This window comes from Actinomadura sp. (assembly GCF_044508335.1).
GTDB lineage: Bacteria > Actinomycetota > Actinomycetes > Streptosporangiales > Streptosporangiaceae > Spirillospora.
The window spans coordinates 14,162-32,255 of the sequence record NZ_JBIQHY010000060.1 but is presented as its reverse complement, the minus strand read 5'-3'; the positions used below and the strand labels follow the sequence as shown (position 1 = coordinate 32,255).

The window sequence follows — 18,094 nt, the reverse complement described above, 5'->3', positions numbered from 1 at the left end:
GAGGCCCGCAGAGGCGCCGGCCGCGACCTGCTGGCGCGCCTCGCCGCCGCGTACACCGACCCGGACAGCATGATGAACCGGGCGCTGAACAACCCGCACCCCGGCAAGGGCGGGTACAACAACCCGGTCGTGCTGCGCGCGGGCTGGCCGTCCGCCGGGATGCTCGCCACCGCGCCCGCGTTCGCCGCGTTCTACCGCGACCTCGTGGCCGGCCGGATCGTGCGGCCCGACACGCTGCGCGAGGCGATCCGCCCGCGCGTCAGCGGCCCGGACCGGACGATGCTCGTCGACAGCGCGTTCGGGCTCGGCTTCATGCGGCCGGCGCAGACGTTCTTCGTCCCGGCGGCGGGGCGGGAGACGGCGTTCGGGCACACGGGCGCGGGCGGGTCCATCGGCCTCGGCGACCCCGACGCCGGGCTCGCGTTCGCATACCTGCCGAACCTGATGGGCGACCAGCTGTCCGGCGACCTGCGCGCCTACCGGCTGGTCGAGGCCGCCTACGCGGCCCTGTCCTGAACGGGATCCGAGCGCCCGGTAACGTGCCGGGGCATGGAGGTGCGCGAGCTTCATGCCTGGCCGGCCACGGCCGAGGAGGCCGAGGCCGTCCAGGACCGGCTGCGCCCGATGCTCGAACTGGACGTCCCCGGGCCCGCCGCGCCGCGCACGGTCGCCGGCCTGGACGTCTCCTACGCGGGCGACGGCGGCGGCACAGGCACGCGGCTGGCCGCCGCCGCGGTCGTGCTGGACGCCGCGACCCTGGAGGTGCTGGAGGAGTCGGTGGCCGTCGGCACCGCCTCCTTCCCCTACGTGCCGGGCCTGTTCGCGTTCCGCGAGCTGCCCACGCTGCTCGACGCGCTCCGCGCCCTGAAGACCACCCCCGACCTGCTCGTCTGCGACGGGTTCGGGATCGCGCATCCCCGGCGGTTCGGGCTCGCCTGCCACGTGGGCGTGCTGACCGGGCTGCCGGCGGTCGGCGTCGGCAAGACCGCCTTCGTCGGCGCCTACGAGCGGCCGGGCCCGCGGCGCGGCGACGCGAGCCCGCTGCTGGACGGAGGCGAGGTCGTGGGGCGCGTCCTGCGCACCCGGGACGGGGTGAAGCCGGTGTTCGTGTCCGTCGGGAACCGCATCGGCCTGGACACCGCGTGCCGCCACGTCCTGTCGCTGGCGCGCCGCTACCGGCTGCCGGAGACCACCCGCCGGGCCGACCGGCTGTCCCGCGACGCCCTCGCCGGGTAGCGCTCGCCCCCTCGGAGATGGCAGGCTCGTCCCAACGCCAGTCGGCGACCATCGCAGGTCGTCCGCTGAACCGCTGGACGGTGCCCATGGACACCCGGCCGATGCGGGCCGACGCCCGCCGCAACTACGAACGACTCATCACGACCGCCCGCATCGCGTTCACCGAGCACGGCACGGGCGCGTCCCTCGACGACATCGCCAAGCGCGCGGGCGTCGGCTCCGGGACGCTGTACCGGCACTTCCCCACCCGCGACGCGCTGCTGCACGCCGTCCTGCGCGAACGGATCGACGGGCTCCTCGCGCACGCCGACGAACTGCTGGCCGAACCCGACCTGTCCGAGGCGGAGGCCGCGCTCGGCCGCTGGCTGCGCACCTACCTCGCCGGCGCGATGACGCCGCGCGGCACGGCCACCGTGATCATCGAGGCGATGGGCGCGGAGTGGGCGGACACCGGCCTCGGCGCCGCGGCCGCGGCGATCTGCGACGCGCTCGGCCGGCTGCTGGACCGGGCGCAGCGCGCGGGGGCGATCCGCGCCGAGATCGACCCGCGCGACCTGCTGCGGATCACCAACGCGATCGGCGTCGCGTCCGAGCGCACCCCCGACCCGCCGGCCTACGCCGACCGGATGCTGGACCTGCTCTTCGACGGCCTGCGCACCGGTTAAGGCACCTTGTTCGGTTGACCAAGCGTTCGCTAGGTTACTGGACAGGCAACCGGCTTCGAGGAGCGTTGATGGGGCAGCTTGACGGCAAGGTGGCGCTGATCACCGGCGGCGCGCGCGGGATGGGCAAGGCGCACGTCCGCCGGTTCCTGGCCGAGGGCGCCAGGGTGGTGTTCGGCGACGTCCTGGAGGAGGAGGGCGCCAAGCTCGCCGCCGACCTCGGGGACGGCGCCCGGTTCGTCCGGATGGACGTGACATCGCCGGACGACTGGCGGGCGGCCGTCGAGACCGCGACGACCACGTTCGGCGCGCTGAACGTCCTGGTCAACAACGCCGGCATCATCCGGCACAAGACCATCGAGGACATGGCGCTCGACGAGTTCCGCCGCATCCTGGAGGTGAACCTCGTCGGCCAGTGGCTCGGCGTGAAGTCGGTGATCGCGCCGATGCGGGAGGCGGGCGGCGGCTCGATCGTCAACGTGTCCTCGACCGAGGGGTTCATCGGCGCGGCCGGCCTCGCCGCCTACAGCTCCAGCAAGTTCGGCGTCCGCGGCCTCACCAAGTCCGCCGCCCGCGAGCTCGGGCAGTACGGCATCCGGGTGAACTCCATCCACCCCGGCGGCGTGGTGACCCCGCTGTTCATGCAGGACGACATCATCGCGGCGAAGGCGGGCAGCGCCGACGCGTTCATGAACTCGCTGCCCCTCGGCCGCATGGCCAAGTCCAAGGAGGTCTCGGGCCTCGTCGTCTACCTCGCCTCGGACGACTCGTCCTACTGCACCGGCAGCGAGGTCCTGGTCGACGGCGGGATGCTGACCGGCGCGGGGTACTGAGCCGGTAGCGCCGTCACGGACGCCGCTCGACCCACCCCTCGACCGCCTCCAGCTGGGCGGCGAGCGAGATGAGCGTGGCCTCGTCGGAGTCGTGCCCGAGGAGCTGGGCCCCGATCGGCAGTCCGCTCCTGGTGAACCCCGCCGGGACGTTCACCCCGGGCCAGCCGAGCACATTCCACGTCCACGCGTAGGGGCAGGCCGCCGCGACGCCCGACTGCGTCTTCCGGTAGCCGGCCCCGTCGAAGGCCCCCACCCGGAAGGGCGGCTGAGCGGTGGTGGGGGTCATCACGACATCGGCGAACCGGAAGATGCGCCCGACCTTCCGCCGCAGGTACGGATCCATCTTCTTCGCCAGGGGCAGCAGCCGCTTCCCGACGACCCTGCCGATGCGCGCCTCGGCCTCCGTCCGGGGATCGGGCCGCGGATTCGGCAGGGAATCCAGCCAGTCCGCCACGCCGGCCGTCCCGCGCGGGATGAGCCCGAGCCCCACCGGCCCGTAGTCGGGATCGGCGGGGAAGACCTTATGCCCCAGGTCGGTCAGCCGCCTCGCGAGCCTTTCGACGGCCGCCCGGATCTCGGGGTCGAGTCTGCCGCTCACCCCGAAGGCCGTCCGGAACGAAACGGCGATACGCAACCGCCTCGGCTCGCGCCTCGCCGCCTCGGCGAAGGAGCGCACCGGCGGGTCGAGCTGATACACGTCCTCCGGATGGCTCCCGGTCAGGACGTCGAGCATCAGTGCGGCGTCCTCGACGCTCCTGGCCAGCGGCCCCCACACCGTGATGCCGTTGAACGGATCGGTCTGCGGATACCCGGAGACCCGTCCCCGCTGCGGCTTGATGCCCACCAGCCCCGTCCACGCCGCCGGAATCCGGATCGAACCGGCCCCGTCGGAACCGACCGCCCCGGCGACCATCCCCGCCGCCACGGCCGCCGCCGACCCGCCCGACGACCCGCCCGGCGTGTACTCGGGATTCCACGGGTTCCGGGCGCACCCGAACTCCTCGGACTCGCTGAACGGCCACAACCCCAGCTCGCACGTCGTGGTCTTCCCGACGATGACGGCCCCGGCCGCCCGCAGCCTGCGCACGACCTCCGCGTCCCGCTTCGCCGGAAGGTGGTCCCCCGACACCGCGAACGGCGTGGTCTCCCCCGCCAGGTCGGTGTCGTCCTTGACCGCCACGGGCACCCCGAGCAGCGGCAGGCGCTCCCCGTCCGCGAGGCGCTTGTCCGCCTCCAGCGCCTCCTGCGCCGCGGCCTCGGACCGCACCACCCGGAACGCCCCGAGCGACTCCTTGCGCCCGATGCGCTCCAGGCTCTCCTCGACCAGCTCGCTGGACGTGACATCGCCCCGCGCCAACGCCTCAGCCTGCCCCGCCAGCCCCAGCACCACGCGACCTCCCGCTATCGTTCGTTCGAACGAACGATACAGAACGCACCGGCCGTAGGGAAGACTGTGCACCGATGAGCGCCCGCGACGAAATCCTCCAGGCCACCCTCCGCCTCATCGGCGAGCGAGGGATCGGCGCCGTGACCAACCGCGCCGTCGCCCGCGCGGCCGGCGTCTCCCTCGGATCCCTCACCTACCACTTCCCGAGCCAGGAGGACCTCCTCCGCGAGGCCCTGCACACCTTCGTCGAACGAGAGATAACCCGCATCACCGCCTATGTCACGGCCCTCGCCGAAACGGGCATGCCCCCCGACCAGGCCCCCGACGAGGTGGAGAAGGCCATACTCGCCTTCACCGACGGCCCCGAGCACATAGCGAACCTGGAGCTCCACCTGCACGCGGCCCGCGACCCGGGGCTCCGCGAGACCTCGAAGCGCTCCGTGGCCGCCTACGACGAGCTCGCCACCGCGGTCCTGAAGGCCCTCGGCATCCCGGACGCGGAGAGCCACGCCCCCGCGGTCGTCACGATGCTCTACGGACTCGCCATCCGCCGCCTCGCCACCGGCGACACCTCCGGCACCGGCACCGCGGACGCCTTCCGCCTGCTCCTCTTGGGCGCACTCCCCCGCTGAAAAAGGATTCTGGCCCGCACGGCCCCAGAGCGGGGTTACGGGGCCGTGCGGGCCAGAAACCTGTCTCAATCAGGAACCTCAGTCGGAACCTCAGCCGACGTTCGCTTCGCTCTCCGCCTGTGCACCTCCGCCGTCTCTTCAATCTGACACCCGCAACGCTAGGCCCCGCGAACCCCCGGCAGAACGCCCTTAAGCCTCACTTAGGGAAGCGCTGAGCCGCGCTTATTCGGGGCGGGCGGTGACCGCCGGAAAGGTGGCCGGGCGCCGGAAATGTGTTCCGTGTTCGGAACGTGGCAGGGCTGTGATCTGGGATGGCGTACGATCGGCGGCTGTGAGGTGGGTCACAGCGGTCCTCGCGGCGTGCATGCTCGCCGCCGCGGCCGGGTGCGGAGCGCCGGAGGCGCGGCCCTGGCGGCTGGTGATCGCGACCGGGAACCGGGAGGGCGTCTACTACGCCTACGGCCAGGGGCTCGCCAAGGTGGCCCGGGAGCGGCTGCCGGGGGCGCGGCCGCAGGTCATCTCGACCGGCGCCTCGGTGGAGAACCTCCGGCTGTTGGGCCTGGGACGGGCCGACGCGGCGTTCACGCTGGCCGACTCGGCCGCACTGGCGTTCGAGGGGCGGCCCCCCTTCACGAGACGCGAGCCGGTCGTCGCGCTGGCGCGGCTGTACGAGAACTACACGCACCTCGTCGTCCCGGCGGACAGCGGGATCCGGCGGCTGACCGACCTGAAGGGGCGGACCGTGTCGCTCGGGGCGGCCGGTTCGGGGACGGAGCTGATCGCGACCCGGCTGCTCACGGTCGCCGGGGTCGGCCGGGACGGGGTCCGGGTCCGCGAGCTGCCGGTGGGAGAGGCCGCGGACGCGCTGCGGAGCGGCCGCGTCGACGCGTTCTTCTTCTCCGGAGGGCTGCCCACCGGGGCGATCGCCCAGCTGGCGCGGCAGATGCCCATCCGGCTGATCGACCTCAGCGGCTACGTCGAGCCGTTGAAGCGGCGGTACCGGGCGTTCTACGAGGAGCGGTCGATCCTCGCGTCCGCGTACGGCCTGGTGAAGCAGGTGGGGACGGTCGGGGTGCCGAACTACCTGGTGGTCAACGCCTCGATGCCGGACGAGCGCGCCTACCAGCTGACCCGGCTGCTGTTCACGCGGCGGGACGAGCTCGCCGCCGTGCACCCGGAGGCGCTGCACCTGAACCGGAGGTCGGCGGTCTCGACGTACCCGCTGCCCCTGCATCCGGGCGCGATTCGGTACTACCGGGAGGCGAAGCGCCAGGGCTGACCGCCGGCAGGACGACGGTGGCGTGCAGGCCGTGCGGCTGGGCGGGGCGGAGCCGCAGGGCGCCGCCGGACGCCTCGGCGAGGGCCGTGGCGATGCTCAGGCCGAGGCCGGTGCCGTCGACGTTCTGGTGCTCCGGGCTGCGCCAGAACCGCTGGGCGGCGTTGGCCAGGTCGGTCTCGGGGAGGCCCGGGCCGTCGTCGACGACGTCGATCGCGACCATCGGGCCGTCCGGGGAGGGGAAGGGGCGCGACACCGCGACGGTGACGGTCGCCCCCCGGCCGGCGAACTTGACCGCGTTGTCGAGGAGGGCGTCGAGGATCTGGCCGACGCCGTCGCGCACGGCGAGGACGGCGGCGTGCTTCGCGCCGCGGTGCCGGACGCGCACACCGGACGGGTCGCCGCGGAGCGCCTCCACGCGTTCCCGGACCACCCGGCCGCAGTCGACCACGCCGATGGGGCAGCCGCCGCCCTCCGCTCGGGCCAGCGCCAGGATGCCGTCCAGGATGCGGCCCAGCCGGGCGACCTCGTCGACGGCCAGCGCGAGGTCGCGCTCCCCGTCGGGCGGGACGTGCGGGGCCAGGTTCTCCACCCGCAGCCGCAGCGTGGCGAGGGGGTTGCGCATCTGGTGGCCGGCGTAGGAGACGAACGAGCGCTGCTGTTCCAGGACCCTGCCGACCGCCGTGACCATCGCGTTGAAATGCTCGGCGAGCCGCCGCAGCTCGGCGGGGCCGGTCGTCACGGCGACCCGGGCCTGCCACTGGCCGGCGGACAGCTCGCCGGTGACCTCGTCCAGCCGGCGGACCGGGTGCAGCACCCAGCGGGTCAGCGGGACGGCGGCGAAGCCGAAGACCAGCATGGCGGCGAGGCCGGCGGCGGCCAGCTCCGCCCACCGGGTGAGGGTGTGGGACCGGACGGCGCCGGTGGGCGAGATCGTGATGACGGCGGCGACGACCCGGCCGCCGAGGCCCACCGGCTCCGCCACGATCATCGGCGCGCGCTGCCAGGGCCACACCACGTCCTTGTTGTCGGAGCGCTCCCCGGAGAGGGCGTCGCGCACCCGGAGCCGGGCGGTCTCGCCGAGGGCCAGCCCGCGGCGCGAGGCCAGCACGACGGTCCCGTTCCGGTCGATGACGGCCGCCGCGATGCCGTAGAGGTCGTCGTAGCGGGTGAGCTCCGCGCGCAGCGTGACCATCTCGCCGGTGCGCAGCGCCGGCTCGGTCAGCGAGGCGAACCGGGCGGTGTCGTTGAGCTGGTCGATGAACAGGTTCTGGGTGCTGCGGGCGGCGAACCCGATGGCGAGCGGGATCTCCAAAGCGGCCAGCACCAGCAGCAGCAGCGACGCGTAGAGCACCAGCATTCGGCGCAGCATGCCTCTCACCCTCCCGGCCGCAGCCGTATCACGCGTCCTTCCCCGGTCGTCCGGATCCGCCGGGAGCGGCCGGGGCGGCGCCGGCGGCGGGGGCGGCGCCGACGGCGAGCCGGTAGCCGACGCCGTGCACGGTCTGCACGATCCCCGGATCGCCGAGCTTGGCCCGCAGCGTCGCCATGTGCACGTCGAGGGTGCGCCGCCCGCCCGGCCACGTGCTGTGCCACACCTCGGCGAGCAGCCGATCCCGGGGGACGACGACGCCGGGTTCGCGGGTGAGGGCGGCGAGCAGCTCGAACTCCTTGCGGGTCAGCGTGATCTCGGCGCCCTCGGCGGTGGTGACGCGGCGCCGGGCGGGGTCGACGCGCACGCCGCGCACGGTCACGACCGGGCGCGCGGCGGGCCGGACCCGGCGCATGACGGCGTCGATGCGGGCGCTCAGCTCGGCGATGCCGAACGGCTTGACCAGGTAGTCGTCGGCGCCGGAGCGCAGCCCGATGACGCGGTCCCGCTCCTCCCCGCGGGCGGTGATGGCGATGATCGCCACGTCGCCGCCGCGCAGCCGCCGGCACACCTCGATGCCGTCGAGGTCGGGCAGGCCGAGGTCCAGCAGGACGAGGTCGGGTTCGGGCGCGCTGAGCGCGGCGGCCGCGGTGGACGCGCGGCACACGTCGAAGCCCTGCCGCCGCAGCGCCACCGTGAGGGCGTCGGCGAACCGGTCATCGTCCTCGACGAGCAGGATCCGCATCGCCCACAGCGTAGAAATCCGGACGCTCGCGGCATATAGCAAAGATCCTAGAAAATTCTTAAATTTCGTAGTTTGCCCTTCCCTGCACTCACCCGGCGGCCCTTACCTTCCCGTCCATAAGCGCTGGCCAGGCGCTTGCGGGCCGCTCTCCGATCGGGGCGGACGGTGGCCCGGCCGATCGCAAGAGGACGGGCGAACGTGATGCACACGAAGAAGGCCGCGGCGGTGGTCGCGGCGGTCGCGCTGGCGACGGCGGGATGCGGGTCCAAGGGCGAGCACGAGGCGAGCGGCGGCGGGGACACCCTGCGGATCGGCGCCTCCCTGTCGCTCACCGGGTCGCTCGCCCGCGAGGGCGGCCTCACCAAGGAGGGCTACGAGCTCTGCCGGCAGGCGGTGAACGCCAAGGGCGGGGTCCCGGTCGGCTCGAAGAAGCTCAAGCTGGAGATCCAGTACCAGGACGACACCTCGAAGCCGGACACCGCCGCGCAGCTCGTCGACCAGTTCAACGACAAGGGCGTCAAGCTCATCCTCGGCCCCTACGGCTCGGCCACCACCGAGGCGGCCGCCGCGGTCGTGGAGCGCAACGGCCAGGTGATGGCCGACAGCTCCGGCGCCGACGACAAGATCTTCCAGAAGGGCTACAAGCGGACCTTCGCCGCCCTCTCCCCCGCGCACTCCTACGCCGCGTCCATGGTCCAGGCGATCAACGAGATGGCCAAGCCGAAGCCGAAGACGATGGCGTTCCTCTCCGCCGACGACGGGTTCTCCAAGACGGTCGCCGAGTCCGGCGCCGAGGAGGCGCGCCGCCTCGGGTTCGACGTCGTGGCCACCGAGTACTTCCCCAGCGGCACCTCGGACGTGTCCGCCGCGCTGACCAAGGTCAAGTCGCTCAAGCCGGACGTGATCCTCGGTTCGGTGCACGTCGCCGAGGGCATCGCGATCATCAAGCAGGCCAAGGAGCTGGGCGTGACGCCGGCCGGCTTCGCCGAGACCGTGGCGCCGCCCACGCCCGACTTCGCCAAGTCGCTGGGCGCGGACGCCGAGGGCACCCTCGGCTCCACGCAGTGGACCGAGAAGACGACCGGCGAGGACAAGTGGATCGGCTCCGCGGCCGACTACGCGACCGCGTTCAAGGCCGCGTTCGGCGGCCGGGCGCCGGAGTACCACGGCGCGGAGGCGACCGCCGCCTGCCTGGCCCTGGTCTTCGCCGTGGAGCATGCCGGCAGCACCGAGCCGGACAAGGTCCGCGACGCCATGTCCGCGCTGGACGAGCAGACCTTCTTCGGGCCGCTGAAGTTCACCGACAAGGGCCAGAACCTGACCAAGAAGATGCAGGTCATCCAGATCCAGGACGGCAAGCCCGTCACCGTGTGGCCGAAGGACGTCGCCGAGAGCGCGATGATCTGGCCCGGCACCGGGAAGCGCTGATGAGCCAGTTTCTGCAGGCGACCGTGTACGGGCTGCTCCAGGGCGGGCTGCTGGCATTGATCGCCGTCGGGTTCTCCCTGGTCTGGGGGGTGATGAACGTCATCAACCTCGCGCACGGGGCCTTCGTCCTGATCGGCGCGTACCTGACGTTCGAGCTGAACCAGTGGCTCGGCCTGGACCCGTTCCTGGCGATCGTCCCCGTCGCCGCCGTCCTGTTCACCGTCGGCTACCTGGTGCAGCGCGGGCTGATCAACCTGGTCGTCAAGGCGCCGATCTTCATCACGCTGCTGCTCACCTTCGGGCTGGACCTGGTCCTGGTCAACGGCCTGATCCTGCTGTACTCCGGCGATTACCGGTCCGTCACGACCGGGTACGCCGGGGACGGCTTCACACTGCTCAGCGGCGTCCGCGTCCCGCTCGGCCGGCTGCTCGCGGCCGGCGTGGCGCTCGCCTTCACGCTCATCCTGGTCGCGATGATGCGGCGCACCCGCACCGGGCTGGCGATCCTGGCCACCGGCATGGACCGCGGCGCCGCGCGGCTGATGGGCATCCGCGCACGGCACGTCTACGCGCTCACCTTCGGGATCTCCACCGCGATGGCGGGCGCGGCCGGCGCGGCGGTCAGCGCCGTCGAGACGTTCAGTCCCGCCGACTCCGTCCGGTTCACCCTGTTCAGCTTCGTCGCCGCCGTGCTCGGCGGGCTGGGCAACATGTACGGGGCGCTGATCGGCGGGATCCTGCTCGGCCTGGTCGAGGCGTGGGGCGGGCAGCTGCTGCCCGGCACGCTGGTCAACGCGGTCGCCTTCGGCCTGCTCGTCGTCGTCCTCGCCGTCCGCCCGCAGGGCATCGCCGGCCGGGCGTTCTACGCGAGCCGGGTGGAGGTGTGAGCATGGAGGCGAGCACCGCCCCGGCCGGCACCGGCCGGGGCGAGAAGGCGCCCGCCCCGAAGGGGCGCCGTCCCGCGTGGCTCCCGTGGGCCGCCGGGGCGGTGGCCGTCCTGGCCGGCCTGGGCCTGCAGAGCCAGCTCTACTCCGGCCAGGAGCGCACCGTCACCACGGTCTACATGTTCGTGGCGCTGGCGGCCGCATGGAACCTCATCGGCGGTTTCACCGGCTACGCGTGCTTCGGGCAGGTCGGCTTCTTCGGCCTGGGCGCCTACACGACGGTGATCCTCATGGTCCACGGCGGCCTGTCGTTCTGGGTCGCCTGGCCGGTCTCGGCGGTGGTCGCGGCCGTGTTCGCGGCCGTGATCGGGCTGCCGCTGCTCCGGCTCAAGGGGCACTACTTCGCGGTGGCGACGCTCGGGGTCGCCGAGGGTCTGCGCGAACTGGTCACCAACGTCCCCCGCTGGACGGGCGGCGGAGCAGGCGTCACCATCCCGTCCACCGGCGACCTGGCCCCGACCCTGTGGCTCGGCAACGACGGCTTCTACCTGCTGTTCCTCGGCCTCGCCGCGGTCACGGCACTGATCTCGGCGCTCATCTCCCGCGGCCGCACCGGGTACGCGCTGCGCGCCATCAACCAGGACGAGGACGCCGCCGCCGCGATGGGCGTCAACACCACCCGGGCCAAGACGCTCGCGTTCGCCGTGTCCGCCGCGCTCACCGGCGCGATCGGCTCCGCCTACGCCTTCCAGCAGGTCACCATCTACCCCGAGCGGCTGTTCGACGTGAACATCACGGTGCTCATGATCGTCATGGTGGTGATCGGCGGGTCCGGGACGGTCGCGGGGCCCGTCCTCGGCGCGCTGGGCATCGCCGTCGTCTCGGAGTACCTGCGGCAGCACTTCCCGCAGATGCACAGCCTCACGCTCGGCGTGCTCATCATCGCGGCGGTGATCCTGCTGCCGCAGGGCCTCGTCAACTTCGTCCGGGACGCGATGCGCACGCGCGACTTCTCGCTCCTTTCGAACGTACGGAGGTACCGGCTATGACCGAGCCGGAGGGCTCGCCGCCGGCCGGCGGCACCGAGGCGGGCGACGCCCCCGTGCTGCGGACGTGGGGGCTGGGGCGCCGCTTCGGCGGCCTGTTCGCCGTGTCGGACGTCGCCCTGGCGCTGCGGCCGGGCCGCACGCTCGGCGTGATCGGCCCCAACGGGGCGGGCAAGAGCACGCTGGTCAACCTCGTCAGCGGCCACCTCAAGCCGACCACCGGGTCCGTCCACGTCGGCGGCAAGGACTTCACCGGGGCGCGGCCGTGGCGGATCGCGCACGCGGGCGTCGCCCGCACCTTCCAGATCGTCAAGCCCTTCCGCGGCCTCACCGTCGCCGACAACGTGGCGGTGGCCGCGATGTTCGGCCCGTCCCCGGTCCGCAGCCCGGCGCAGGCGCGCCGGGAGGCGGAGCAGGTGCTGGAGCGGGTCGGGCTCGGCGGCCGGGGCGGCGTCCCGCCGGCCGAGCTGTCGGTCGCCGACGCGCGCCGCCTGGAGCTGGCGAAGGCGCTGGCGCTGCGGCCGCGCGTCCTGCTGCTGGACGAGGTGCTCGCGGGGCTGCGCCCCGCCGAGATCGACCCGGCGCTCGCGCTCATCGACGAGCTGCGGCGGGACGGCCTGGCGGTGCTCGTCATCGAGCACATCATCCAGGCCATCGCCGCGATCTCCGACGAGGTGCTGGTCCTGCACCACGGCACCGTCCTCACCCAAGGCCCGCCCCGGCAGGTGCTCAGCGACGAACGCGTCGTCGAGGCCTATCTCGGGCACCGCTACACCAGGAAGAACCCCTCATGATGCTGGAGATCGACCGGCTCACCGCCGGATACGGGCGGGTGCGGGTGCTGCACGAGGTGTCCCTGGAGGTCGGCGCGGGCGAGATCGTCGCGCTCGTCGGCCCCAACGGCGCGGGCAAGTCCACGCTGCTGCGGGCCGTCAGCGCGATGATCCCCGACCGCAGCGGGACGCTGACCGTGGACGGGCGATCGCTGATCGGCGCGTCCATGGAGGCGGTCGCCGCGGCGGGCGTGGCGCACGTCCCGGAGGGGCGGCGGCTGTTCCCCGGCCTGTCGGTGCGCGACAACCTGCGCCTCGGCGGCTGGCTCGGCCGCAACTCCGACCTCGCCCCGGTGCTGGAGATCTTCCCGGTGCTGGCCGACCGCCTCGACCAGGTGGCGGGCAGCATGTCCGGCGGCGAGCAGCAGATGTGCGCGATAGCGCGGGCGCTGATGAGCGGGCCGAAGCTGCTGCTCATCGACGAGCTGTCGCTCGGGCTGGCGCCGGTGCTGGTGGACGAGATCCTGGCGCGGCTCTCCGGCATCGCCGAGTCGGGCACCGGCATCCTGCTGGTCGAGCAGGACGCGGGCGCCGCGCTGGAGGTCGCCCACCGCGGCTACGTGATGGAACTGGGCGAGATCGTCCTGGCCGGCACGTCCGCCGAACTGGCGGCCGACCCGCGGATGCGCGACGCCTACCTCGGCGGGGAGTGGGCGGCGGACTGACCGGGTCGCTGCGCAGCCAAAGAAGAGTCTTCGTTGCATTGCGTCCACGTTGTGTGACTCTGGGTAATGTTCCGACTGCACGTCAGACGACTCCTGGAGGGGGATAGATGCGCGTAAGCACGAAGCTCGGTGCGGGGCTCGCGGCGGGTGCGCTCGCCTGGGGCACGCTGACCGGCGGGGCGGTCGCCGGGGCGCAGCCGCCGCCGCAGCCGGGGCAGCAGGAGGAGGAAGGGCACGGGCCCGGAGCCATCGAGGTGGGGCCCGAGGGCGCCGCCAAGGCCATGGACCGGCTCCTCAGCCGGGACGAGGAGCGCAGCCGCTGGTGCCGCGGGGTGGTGCTCCCGGCGAACGGGCTGAACGTCCGAACCGGGCCGGGCCTCCACTACCGCAAGGTCGGGGCCCTGGAGCACGGCACCCGCGTCTGGACGGACTGGGACACCATCCAGCGCCGCGACGGATACCTGTGGGTGCGGATGAGCCAGCGCCGCTGGATCGCCGACTACAAGCTCGGTAACGGCAACGGCAAGTGGTACGTCAAGTACTTCGACTGCTGACCGTGCGGGGGGCCGCGGCCCGCGGCCCCCTTCACGAGTTGCGGGACGCCTGCCTGCGCTGCCGCTCGTACCACCACAGCACGGTTTCGACCAGCAGGATGCGCAGGCAGATGAGCAGGCCGAAGGCGCCGCCCAGGAGGTAGACGACCGGCGCGATCCCGGCGAGCGTCACGTGCGCGAGGATGCCGAGCCCGGTGCCGAGCCCGGCGCCGGCGAGGGAGACGAGCGGTGTGCCGCGCGCCTTGTCGCCCTCTTCGCCGACGAGCCGGTCCAGCAGTTTGCGCAGGGCGGTGATCGTCCAGCCGTGGTCGGGGCTCAGCTCGGGGGTGCTCCACAGGACCGGACGCTGCCGGTAGAGGCGGCCCTGGATGAGCTCCTGGACGCCCGGCCCCATGAGGAAGGCGACCGCGCCGCCGGCGAGCAGGCCGAAGACGCCGGTGAGGATGCCGGCTAGCGCGGTGCTGCTCAAGGGGCGGTCGCCCGCGATGCCGAGGAGGATCGGCAGCTCCAGGCCGGCGGTGAGCGACAGGAAGAACGTCAGGACGAGCCGCGCCGCCATGGTGGAGAGGTTGCCGAACAGGTGGCACGCGTCGGTGATGGAGATGAGGCGCCGGAGGCTCTCGGTCTGCGGCGCGCGACCGGCCCGGGCGCGGCCCACCGAGCGCGCCGACCTGATCAGGCCGAGGGAGAACCGGACGCCGATGAACAGCCGGGACACCGGCCTCGTCTCGGCCTCGGTGAGGATGTGCAGGAGCTCCGGCTCCCACTCCTGGTCGTGCAGGCTCTCGCGCAGGTGCGGCGGGAGGCGGCGGCGCGCCACCCGCAGGAGCGCCACGGGCAGCCGGTTCAGCTGCCCGCGGATCTCCTCGCTGACCATGTCGCCCGCGATCGTCCCCGCCACCATGCACACCAGCCCCAGCAGCGCGGAGAGCAGCACCTCCGCGCTCATGCCGGGCTCTCCCCGGGACGGACCCGGCCGGGCAGGCCCGGTGGCCGCAGCTCGGCGCTCAGCCGGGCGAGCTCGTGGTGCGCCGACCGGGCTCCCTCGCCCGTCATCGTGTAGAAGCGGCGCGGCGGGCGGCCCGCTTCGGACGGGTCGATCGACTCCAGCTGGCCGACGATCCACCCGGCGTTCTCCAGCCGGGCGAGGATCGGGTACAGCGTGCCGCTCGCCAGCCCGGCCTGGCGCATCAGCTCGAAGCCGTAGCGTCTCTCATCGACGTCCTCAAGGAAGATCCTCAGGACCTTGGCGACGGTCGTGGTGATGCGGACCTGCATGTCGCTCCATCAGAAGGGGGGCTGTAGCAACTCTACATAGCCCCCCACCGGGCGAGCAGGCCACAAAACCCTTACCCGCTAGGCGAAGGCCTTCATGAAGGCGAAGGGTTGCTGGTCGATGCTGCTGCAGGTCGGGTCGGCCTTGGGCTGGGGGCCGCCGGGGCACGGCCGGTCGCGGTTCGCGGACCACATCGCCGTCCAGGCCAGGCCCTTGGACGAGGCGAACTCGGCGACCCGCGCGGCGTCGGCGAGCGTGAACGTCTCGGTGACCACGTCGTTCACACCGATCATGGGCGTGACGGCCAGCCGGTTCCAGGCGGACGGGACGTCCAGTGCGGCGCGCAGCTGGGCCTCCGTGGACGTCGCGGCCTGGATCGCCAGATCGCCCATCGCCGAGGACGGCGGGCCGTAGTCCATCGCCATGATGTTGACCGCGTCGACGGCGACGCCGTTGGCCTTCGCGTTCGAGACGAGCTTCACGCCGTCCGGGGTGAGGCCCGTCGGCAGGACGGGGAGCGTGAACGAGACCTTCAGGTCGGGGTGCTTCTTCTGGAGCGCGGCGATGGCCTGGGCGCGACGGGTGTTGGCCGCGGCGTCCGGCAGCGCGGCGCCCTCGATGTCGAAGTCGGCGCGCTTGAGGTTGAACGCGGTGACGACCTTGTCGTAGGCGGCGGTGAGGGACGCGACGCTGGTGCAGACCGTGCCGAGCTCGCTGCCGGACGCTCCGCCGAACGAGATCCGGATGTCGCCGCCGGCGGCGCGGAGGGCGGCCGCCTGGTTCGCGACCGGGTTCGCGTCGAGGGCGGTCGTGCCGCCCCACGCGGGGGTGCAGCCGCCGGCGGCGGTGACGAACGCCAGCGTGAAGGTGGTGACGCCCGTCTTCTCCGCCGTGCCGACGAGGTCGTACGGCGGGCTGAGGCCGACGTCGACGTACGGGGCGAACGCGGGTCCGGTGTCGGCGACGCGGACCACCTGGACCTTGTACGAGGTGGGCGCCGTCGGGATGTTGCCGCTGGCGAGGATGGCGGCGACCGCGATGACCGCGGCGACGACCAGGCCCACCACGGCGATGACGGCGGCGGCCGCGTACTGGGAGCGGCGCGGCGCGTACGGGGAGCGGGGGCGTTTCATGGCCGTCAAGTTAGGACCGCGCCGATCCGCCGCCGCGGCGGTTAAGGCTGATTTAAGGCCGCGCTATGCCCGCGATGTACGGGAGTGGCGGCGCCGTCCGACGAGGCGGCGGGAGCGCCGGGCGGGCGGCAGCCAGCGGGTCCGGAACCACATCTGCACCTGGGCGCCGCCGAGGACGCTGCGGTGGATGCGCAGGTAGCCGCCGGTGGACTCGGCGGCGCGGCGGGCGATGTCCAGGCCGAGGCCGGTGGAGCCGCCGCCGCTGCTGCCGCGCTTCAGCGCCGCGTCCGGGTCGCTGATGCCGGGCCCGCCGTCGGCGACGAGGATGCCGGTGACGCCCTGCCCCTGGTGGAGGGTGACGACGAAGCCGGTCCCCTCGGCGGTGTGCCGGAAGATGTTGCCGAGCAGCGCGTCGACGGCGGCGGCGAGCTCGGTGCCGGGGATCGGCAGCGGCGCGGGCCCGTCGGCGCCGATCAGCTCGCAGGAGCGGCCCTCGTCCTCGGCGAGGACGGACCAGAACGCGACGCGGTCGCGCAGCACCTTGGCGGCGTCGCAGCTGCCCCGCCCGGTGGGCCGCCGGACGGTCCGGATGATCTGGTCGACCTCGCGCTCGATGCGGTCGACGGCCTCGCGGGTCTGCTCGGCGACCGGGCCGTCGCCGAGCGCCTCGGCGTTGAGGCGGAGCGCGGCCAGCGGCGTGCGGAGGCGGTGCGACAGGTCGGCGGCCATCTCGCGTTCGGCCGACAGGAGCTGGACGACGTGGTCGGCCATCGCGTTGAACGCGAGCCCGGCCTCGATCAGCTCGGGCGGCCCGTCCGGCTCGATGCGGACGGACAGCTCGCCGTCCCCGAAGGCGCCCGCGGCCTCGGCGAGCCGCCGGGTGGAGCGGATCATGCGGTTGCCGAGCCGGTCCGCGACGGCGACGGACCCGGCGACGAGCGCGCAGGCGACCGTCGTCATCACGAGCCACGCCTTCCACACGCCGCGCGACAGGTCCTCGTCCGGCAGGAACACCTCGACGACGGCGGTGCGGCCGGCGTCCAGCGACACCGGCTGGAGCAGGGCGTAGCCGCCGCTGACGCGGGCGGTGTAGGAGCGCCCGCGCCGGCCGGCCTCGGTGAGCTGCTCGGGGCGGGCGCTGAAGTCGCCGTGGGCGTCCTTCGGGACGAGCCCGCCGTCCGGCAGGTGCACGGTCATCCGCCCGGCGGCGCCGGCCTGGGTGCTGGCGACGGCGCGTTCGAGGGCGGCGGGGTCCTCGGTGACGACGAGGACGGGGCCGAGCGCGCTGGCCTGCCGCTCGGCGGTGGTGAGGGCGCGGTCCCGGGCGATCTCCCGGACGGTCAGCGCGAGGGGGATCAGGAACGCCAGCGCGACCATCGAGGTGACCGCCAGCGACACCAGGACGAGCGTCTTCCTCATGACCGCGGGTCGGGTTCGGCCAGCCGGACCCCGACACCGCGCACCGTGTGCAGGTACCGGGGGGCGGCGGCGGTCTCGCCGAGCTTGCGGCGCAGCCACGACAGGTGGACGTCGATGGTCTGGTCGTCGCCGTACGCCTGCCGCCACACCTCGGCGAGCAGCTCGCGCCGCGCGACCACCCGGCCGGGGCGGGCGGCGAGGTAGGCGAGCAGGTCGAACTCGCGGCGGGTCAGCTCCAGCCGCTCGCCGTCCAGCTGCGCCTCCCGCCGGTCGAGGTCGATGTGCAGCCCGCCGACGCTGAGCTCGGCGGTCGGCCCGGACCGCGCCGACCGGCGCAGCACCGCCGCCAGCCGGGCGCTGAGGTGCTCGATCGAGAACGGTTTGATGAGGTAGTCGTCGGCTCCGGCGTTCAGTAACCGGACGATCTCCGGCTCGTCGTCGCGTGCCGTCGCGATGATGACGGGGACGTCGGAGATGCCGCGCAGCATCTTCAGCACCTCCGCGCCGTCGAGGTCGGGAAGCCCCAGGTCGAGGACGACGACGTCGGGCGGCGACTGCGTGACCTCGCGCAGCGCGTCCATCGCGGTCCCGACGCTGCGTACGACATGCGACCGCACGCTCAGTTCCCGAATTAGGGCGGTCCGGACATTCGCGTCATCCTCGACCACCAGAACACTCGCCATGGCGGAACCGTATGCCACCATGTGCCCATG

19 protein-coding genes and 1 pseudogene are annotated in these 18,094 nt (G+C 73.2%); 12 read left to right on the top strand and 8 right to left on the bottom strand.

Annotation, left to right across the window (positions count from 1 at the left end):
- The 4 genes from ACIWVC_RS20510 to ACIWVC_RS20495 form a co-directional block, all read left to right on the top strand.
- On the top strand, positions 1–516 hold a 516-nt coding region (locus tag ACIWVC_RS20510; protein WP_396454432.1), incomplete at its 5' end, for a serine hydrolase domain-containing protein.
- A 33-nt stretch (positions 517–549) separates the two neighbouring features.
- Positions 550–1,236: an endonuclease V gene (locus ACIWVC_RS20505; RefSeq protein WP_396450046.1), complete on the top strand. Its 687-nt coding sequence runs from the start codon at positions 550–552 to the stop codon at positions 1,234–1,236.
- An 86-nt stretch (positions 1,237–1,322) separates the two neighbouring features.
- The gene (locus ACIWVC_RS20500; protein WP_396454431.1) at positions 1,323–1,901 is read left to right on the top strand and encodes a TetR/AcrR family transcriptional regulator; all 579 of its coding nucleotides are present in this window, start codon (positions 1,323–1,325) and stop codon (positions 1,899–1,901) included.
- A 68-nt stretch (positions 1,902–1,969) separates the two neighbouring features.
- Entirely contained in the window at positions 1,970–2,731 is a 762-nt protein-coding gene (locus ACIWVC_RS20495; RefSeq protein ID WP_396450050.1) for a glucose 1-dehydrogenase, read from the top strand.
- Positions 2,732–2,744: 13 nt separating this feature from the next.
- Here ACIWVC_RS20495 and ACIWVC_RS20490 read toward each other — a convergent pair whose 3' ends face one another.
- The gene (locus ACIWVC_RS20490; protein WP_396450052.1) at positions 2,745–4,121 is read right to left on the bottom strand and encodes an amidase; all 1,377 of its coding nucleotides are present in this window, start codon (positions 4,119–4,121) and stop codon (positions 2,745–2,747) included.
- Between the two features lie 71 nt (positions 4,122–4,192).
- On the opposite strand from ACIWVC_RS20490, the gene ACIWVC_RS20485 reads away from it, so the two are divergent.
- Both ACIWVC_RS20485 and ACIWVC_RS20480 read left to right on the top strand, forming a co-directional pair.
- Positions 4,193–4,750 carry a TetR/AcrR family transcriptional regulator gene (locus ACIWVC_RS20485; protein ID WP_396450054.1) on the top strand — a complete coding sequence of 186 codons (558 nt, stop codon included), beginning with the start codon at positions 4,193–4,195 and terminating at the stop codon, positions 4,748–4,750.
- Between the two features lie 331 nt (positions 4,751–5,081).
- Complete coding sequence (locus ACIWVC_RS20480) at positions 5,082–6,029, top strand: TAXI family TRAP transporter solute-binding subunit (protein ID WP_396450056.1); 948 nt, start codon at positions 5,082–5,084, stop codon at positions 6,027–6,029.
- Positions 6,030–6,042: 13 nt separating this feature from the next.
- On the opposite strand, the pseudogene ACIWVC_RS20475 reads toward ACIWVC_RS20480, so the two are convergent.
- A pseudogene (locus ACIWVC_RS20475) lies at positions 6,043–6,885 on the bottom strand (sensor histidine kinase); the annotation flags it as partial.
- 541 nt (positions 6,886–7,426) lie between these two features.
- Positions 7,427–8,143 (bottom strand): response regulator transcription factor, encoded by a 717-nt coding sequence (locus ACIWVC_RS20470; protein ID WP_396450058.1) that lies wholly within the window; start codon positions 8,141–8,143, stop codon positions 7,427–7,429.
- Between the two features lie 201 nt (positions 8,144–8,344).
- On the opposite strand from ACIWVC_RS20470, the gene ACIWVC_RS20465 reads away from it, so the two are divergent.
- From ACIWVC_RS20465 to ACIWVC_RS20440, 6 genes are all read left to right on the top strand, one after another.
- Positions 8,345–9,571: an amino acid ABC transporter substrate-binding protein gene (locus ACIWVC_RS20465; protein ID WP_396450060.1), complete on the top strand. Its 1,227-nt coding sequence runs from the start codon at positions 8,345–8,347 to the stop codon at positions 9,569–9,571.
- Positions 9,571–10,458 (top strand): branched-chain amino acid ABC transporter permease, encoded by an 888-nt coding sequence (locus ACIWVC_RS20460; protein ID WP_396450062.1) that lies wholly within the window; start codon positions 9,571–9,573, stop codon positions 10,456–10,458. The genes ACIWVC_RS20465 and ACIWVC_RS20460 overlap by 1 nt, the downstream gene beginning before the upstream one ends.
- Positions 10,459–10,460: 2 nt before the next feature.
- A complete protein-coding gene (locus ACIWVC_RS20455; protein WP_396450063.1) occupies positions 10,461–11,504 on the top strand; it encodes a branched-chain amino acid ABC transporter permease in 1,044 nt (347 codons plus the stop codon).
- Positions 11,501–12,295, top strand: a complete 795-nt coding sequence (locus ACIWVC_RS20450) for an ABC transporter ATP-binding protein (RefSeq protein WP_396454430.1) — start codon at positions 11,501–11,503, stop codon at positions 12,293–12,295. The genes ACIWVC_RS20455 and ACIWVC_RS20450 overlap by 4 nt, the downstream gene beginning before the upstream one ends.
- On the top strand, positions 12,292–12,999 hold the full coding sequence (locus ACIWVC_RS20445; protein ID WP_396450067.1) for an ABC transporter ATP-binding protein: 708 nt from the start codon (positions 12,292–12,294) through the stop codon (positions 12,997–12,999). Before ACIWVC_RS20450 ends, ACIWVC_RS20445 begins: the two co-directional genes overlap by 4 nt.
- 107 nt (positions 13,000–13,106) lie before the next feature.
- Complete coding sequence (locus ACIWVC_RS20440; protein WP_396454429.1) at positions 13,107–13,553, top strand: hypothetical protein; 447 nt, start codon at positions 13,107–13,109, stop codon at positions 13,551–13,553.
- A gap of 31 nt (positions 13,554–13,584) precedes the next feature.
- Here the strand turns inward: ACIWVC_RS20440 and ACIWVC_RS20435 are convergent, their stop codons facing one another.
- From ACIWVC_RS20435 to ACIWVC_RS20415, 5 genes are all read right to left on the bottom strand, one after another.
- On the bottom strand, positions 13,585–14,502 hold the full coding sequence (locus ACIWVC_RS20435; RefSeq protein WP_396450071.1) for a hypothetical protein: 918 nt from the start codon (positions 14,500–14,502) through the stop codon (positions 13,585–13,587).
- Positions 14,499–14,831, bottom strand: coding sequence for a PadR family transcriptional regulator (locus ACIWVC_RS20430; protein WP_396450073.1), 333 nt, complete (start codon positions 14,829–14,831; stop codon positions 14,499–14,501). The genes ACIWVC_RS20435 and ACIWVC_RS20430 overlap by 4 nt, the downstream gene beginning before the upstream one ends.
- A gap of 78 nt (positions 14,832–14,909) precedes the next feature.
- Entirely contained in the window at positions 14,910–15,962 is a 1,053-nt protein-coding gene (locus tag ACIWVC_RS20425) for a chitinase (RefSeq protein ID WP_396450075.1), read from the bottom strand.
- 63 nt (positions 15,963–16,025) lie between these two features.
- Positions 16,026–17,381, bottom strand: a complete 1,356-nt coding sequence (locus ACIWVC_RS20420) for a sensor histidine kinase (protein ID WP_396450076.1) — start codon at positions 17,379–17,381, stop codon at positions 16,026–16,028.
- Positions 17,378–18,064 carry a response regulator transcription factor gene (locus ACIWVC_RS20415; protein WP_396450078.1) on the bottom strand — a complete coding sequence of 229 codons (687 nt, stop codon included), beginning with the start codon at positions 18,062–18,064 and terminating at the stop codon, positions 17,378–17,380. The genes ACIWVC_RS20420 and ACIWVC_RS20415 overlap by 4 nt, the downstream gene beginning before the upstream one ends.
- Positions 18,065–18,094: the final 30 nt, after the last annotated feature.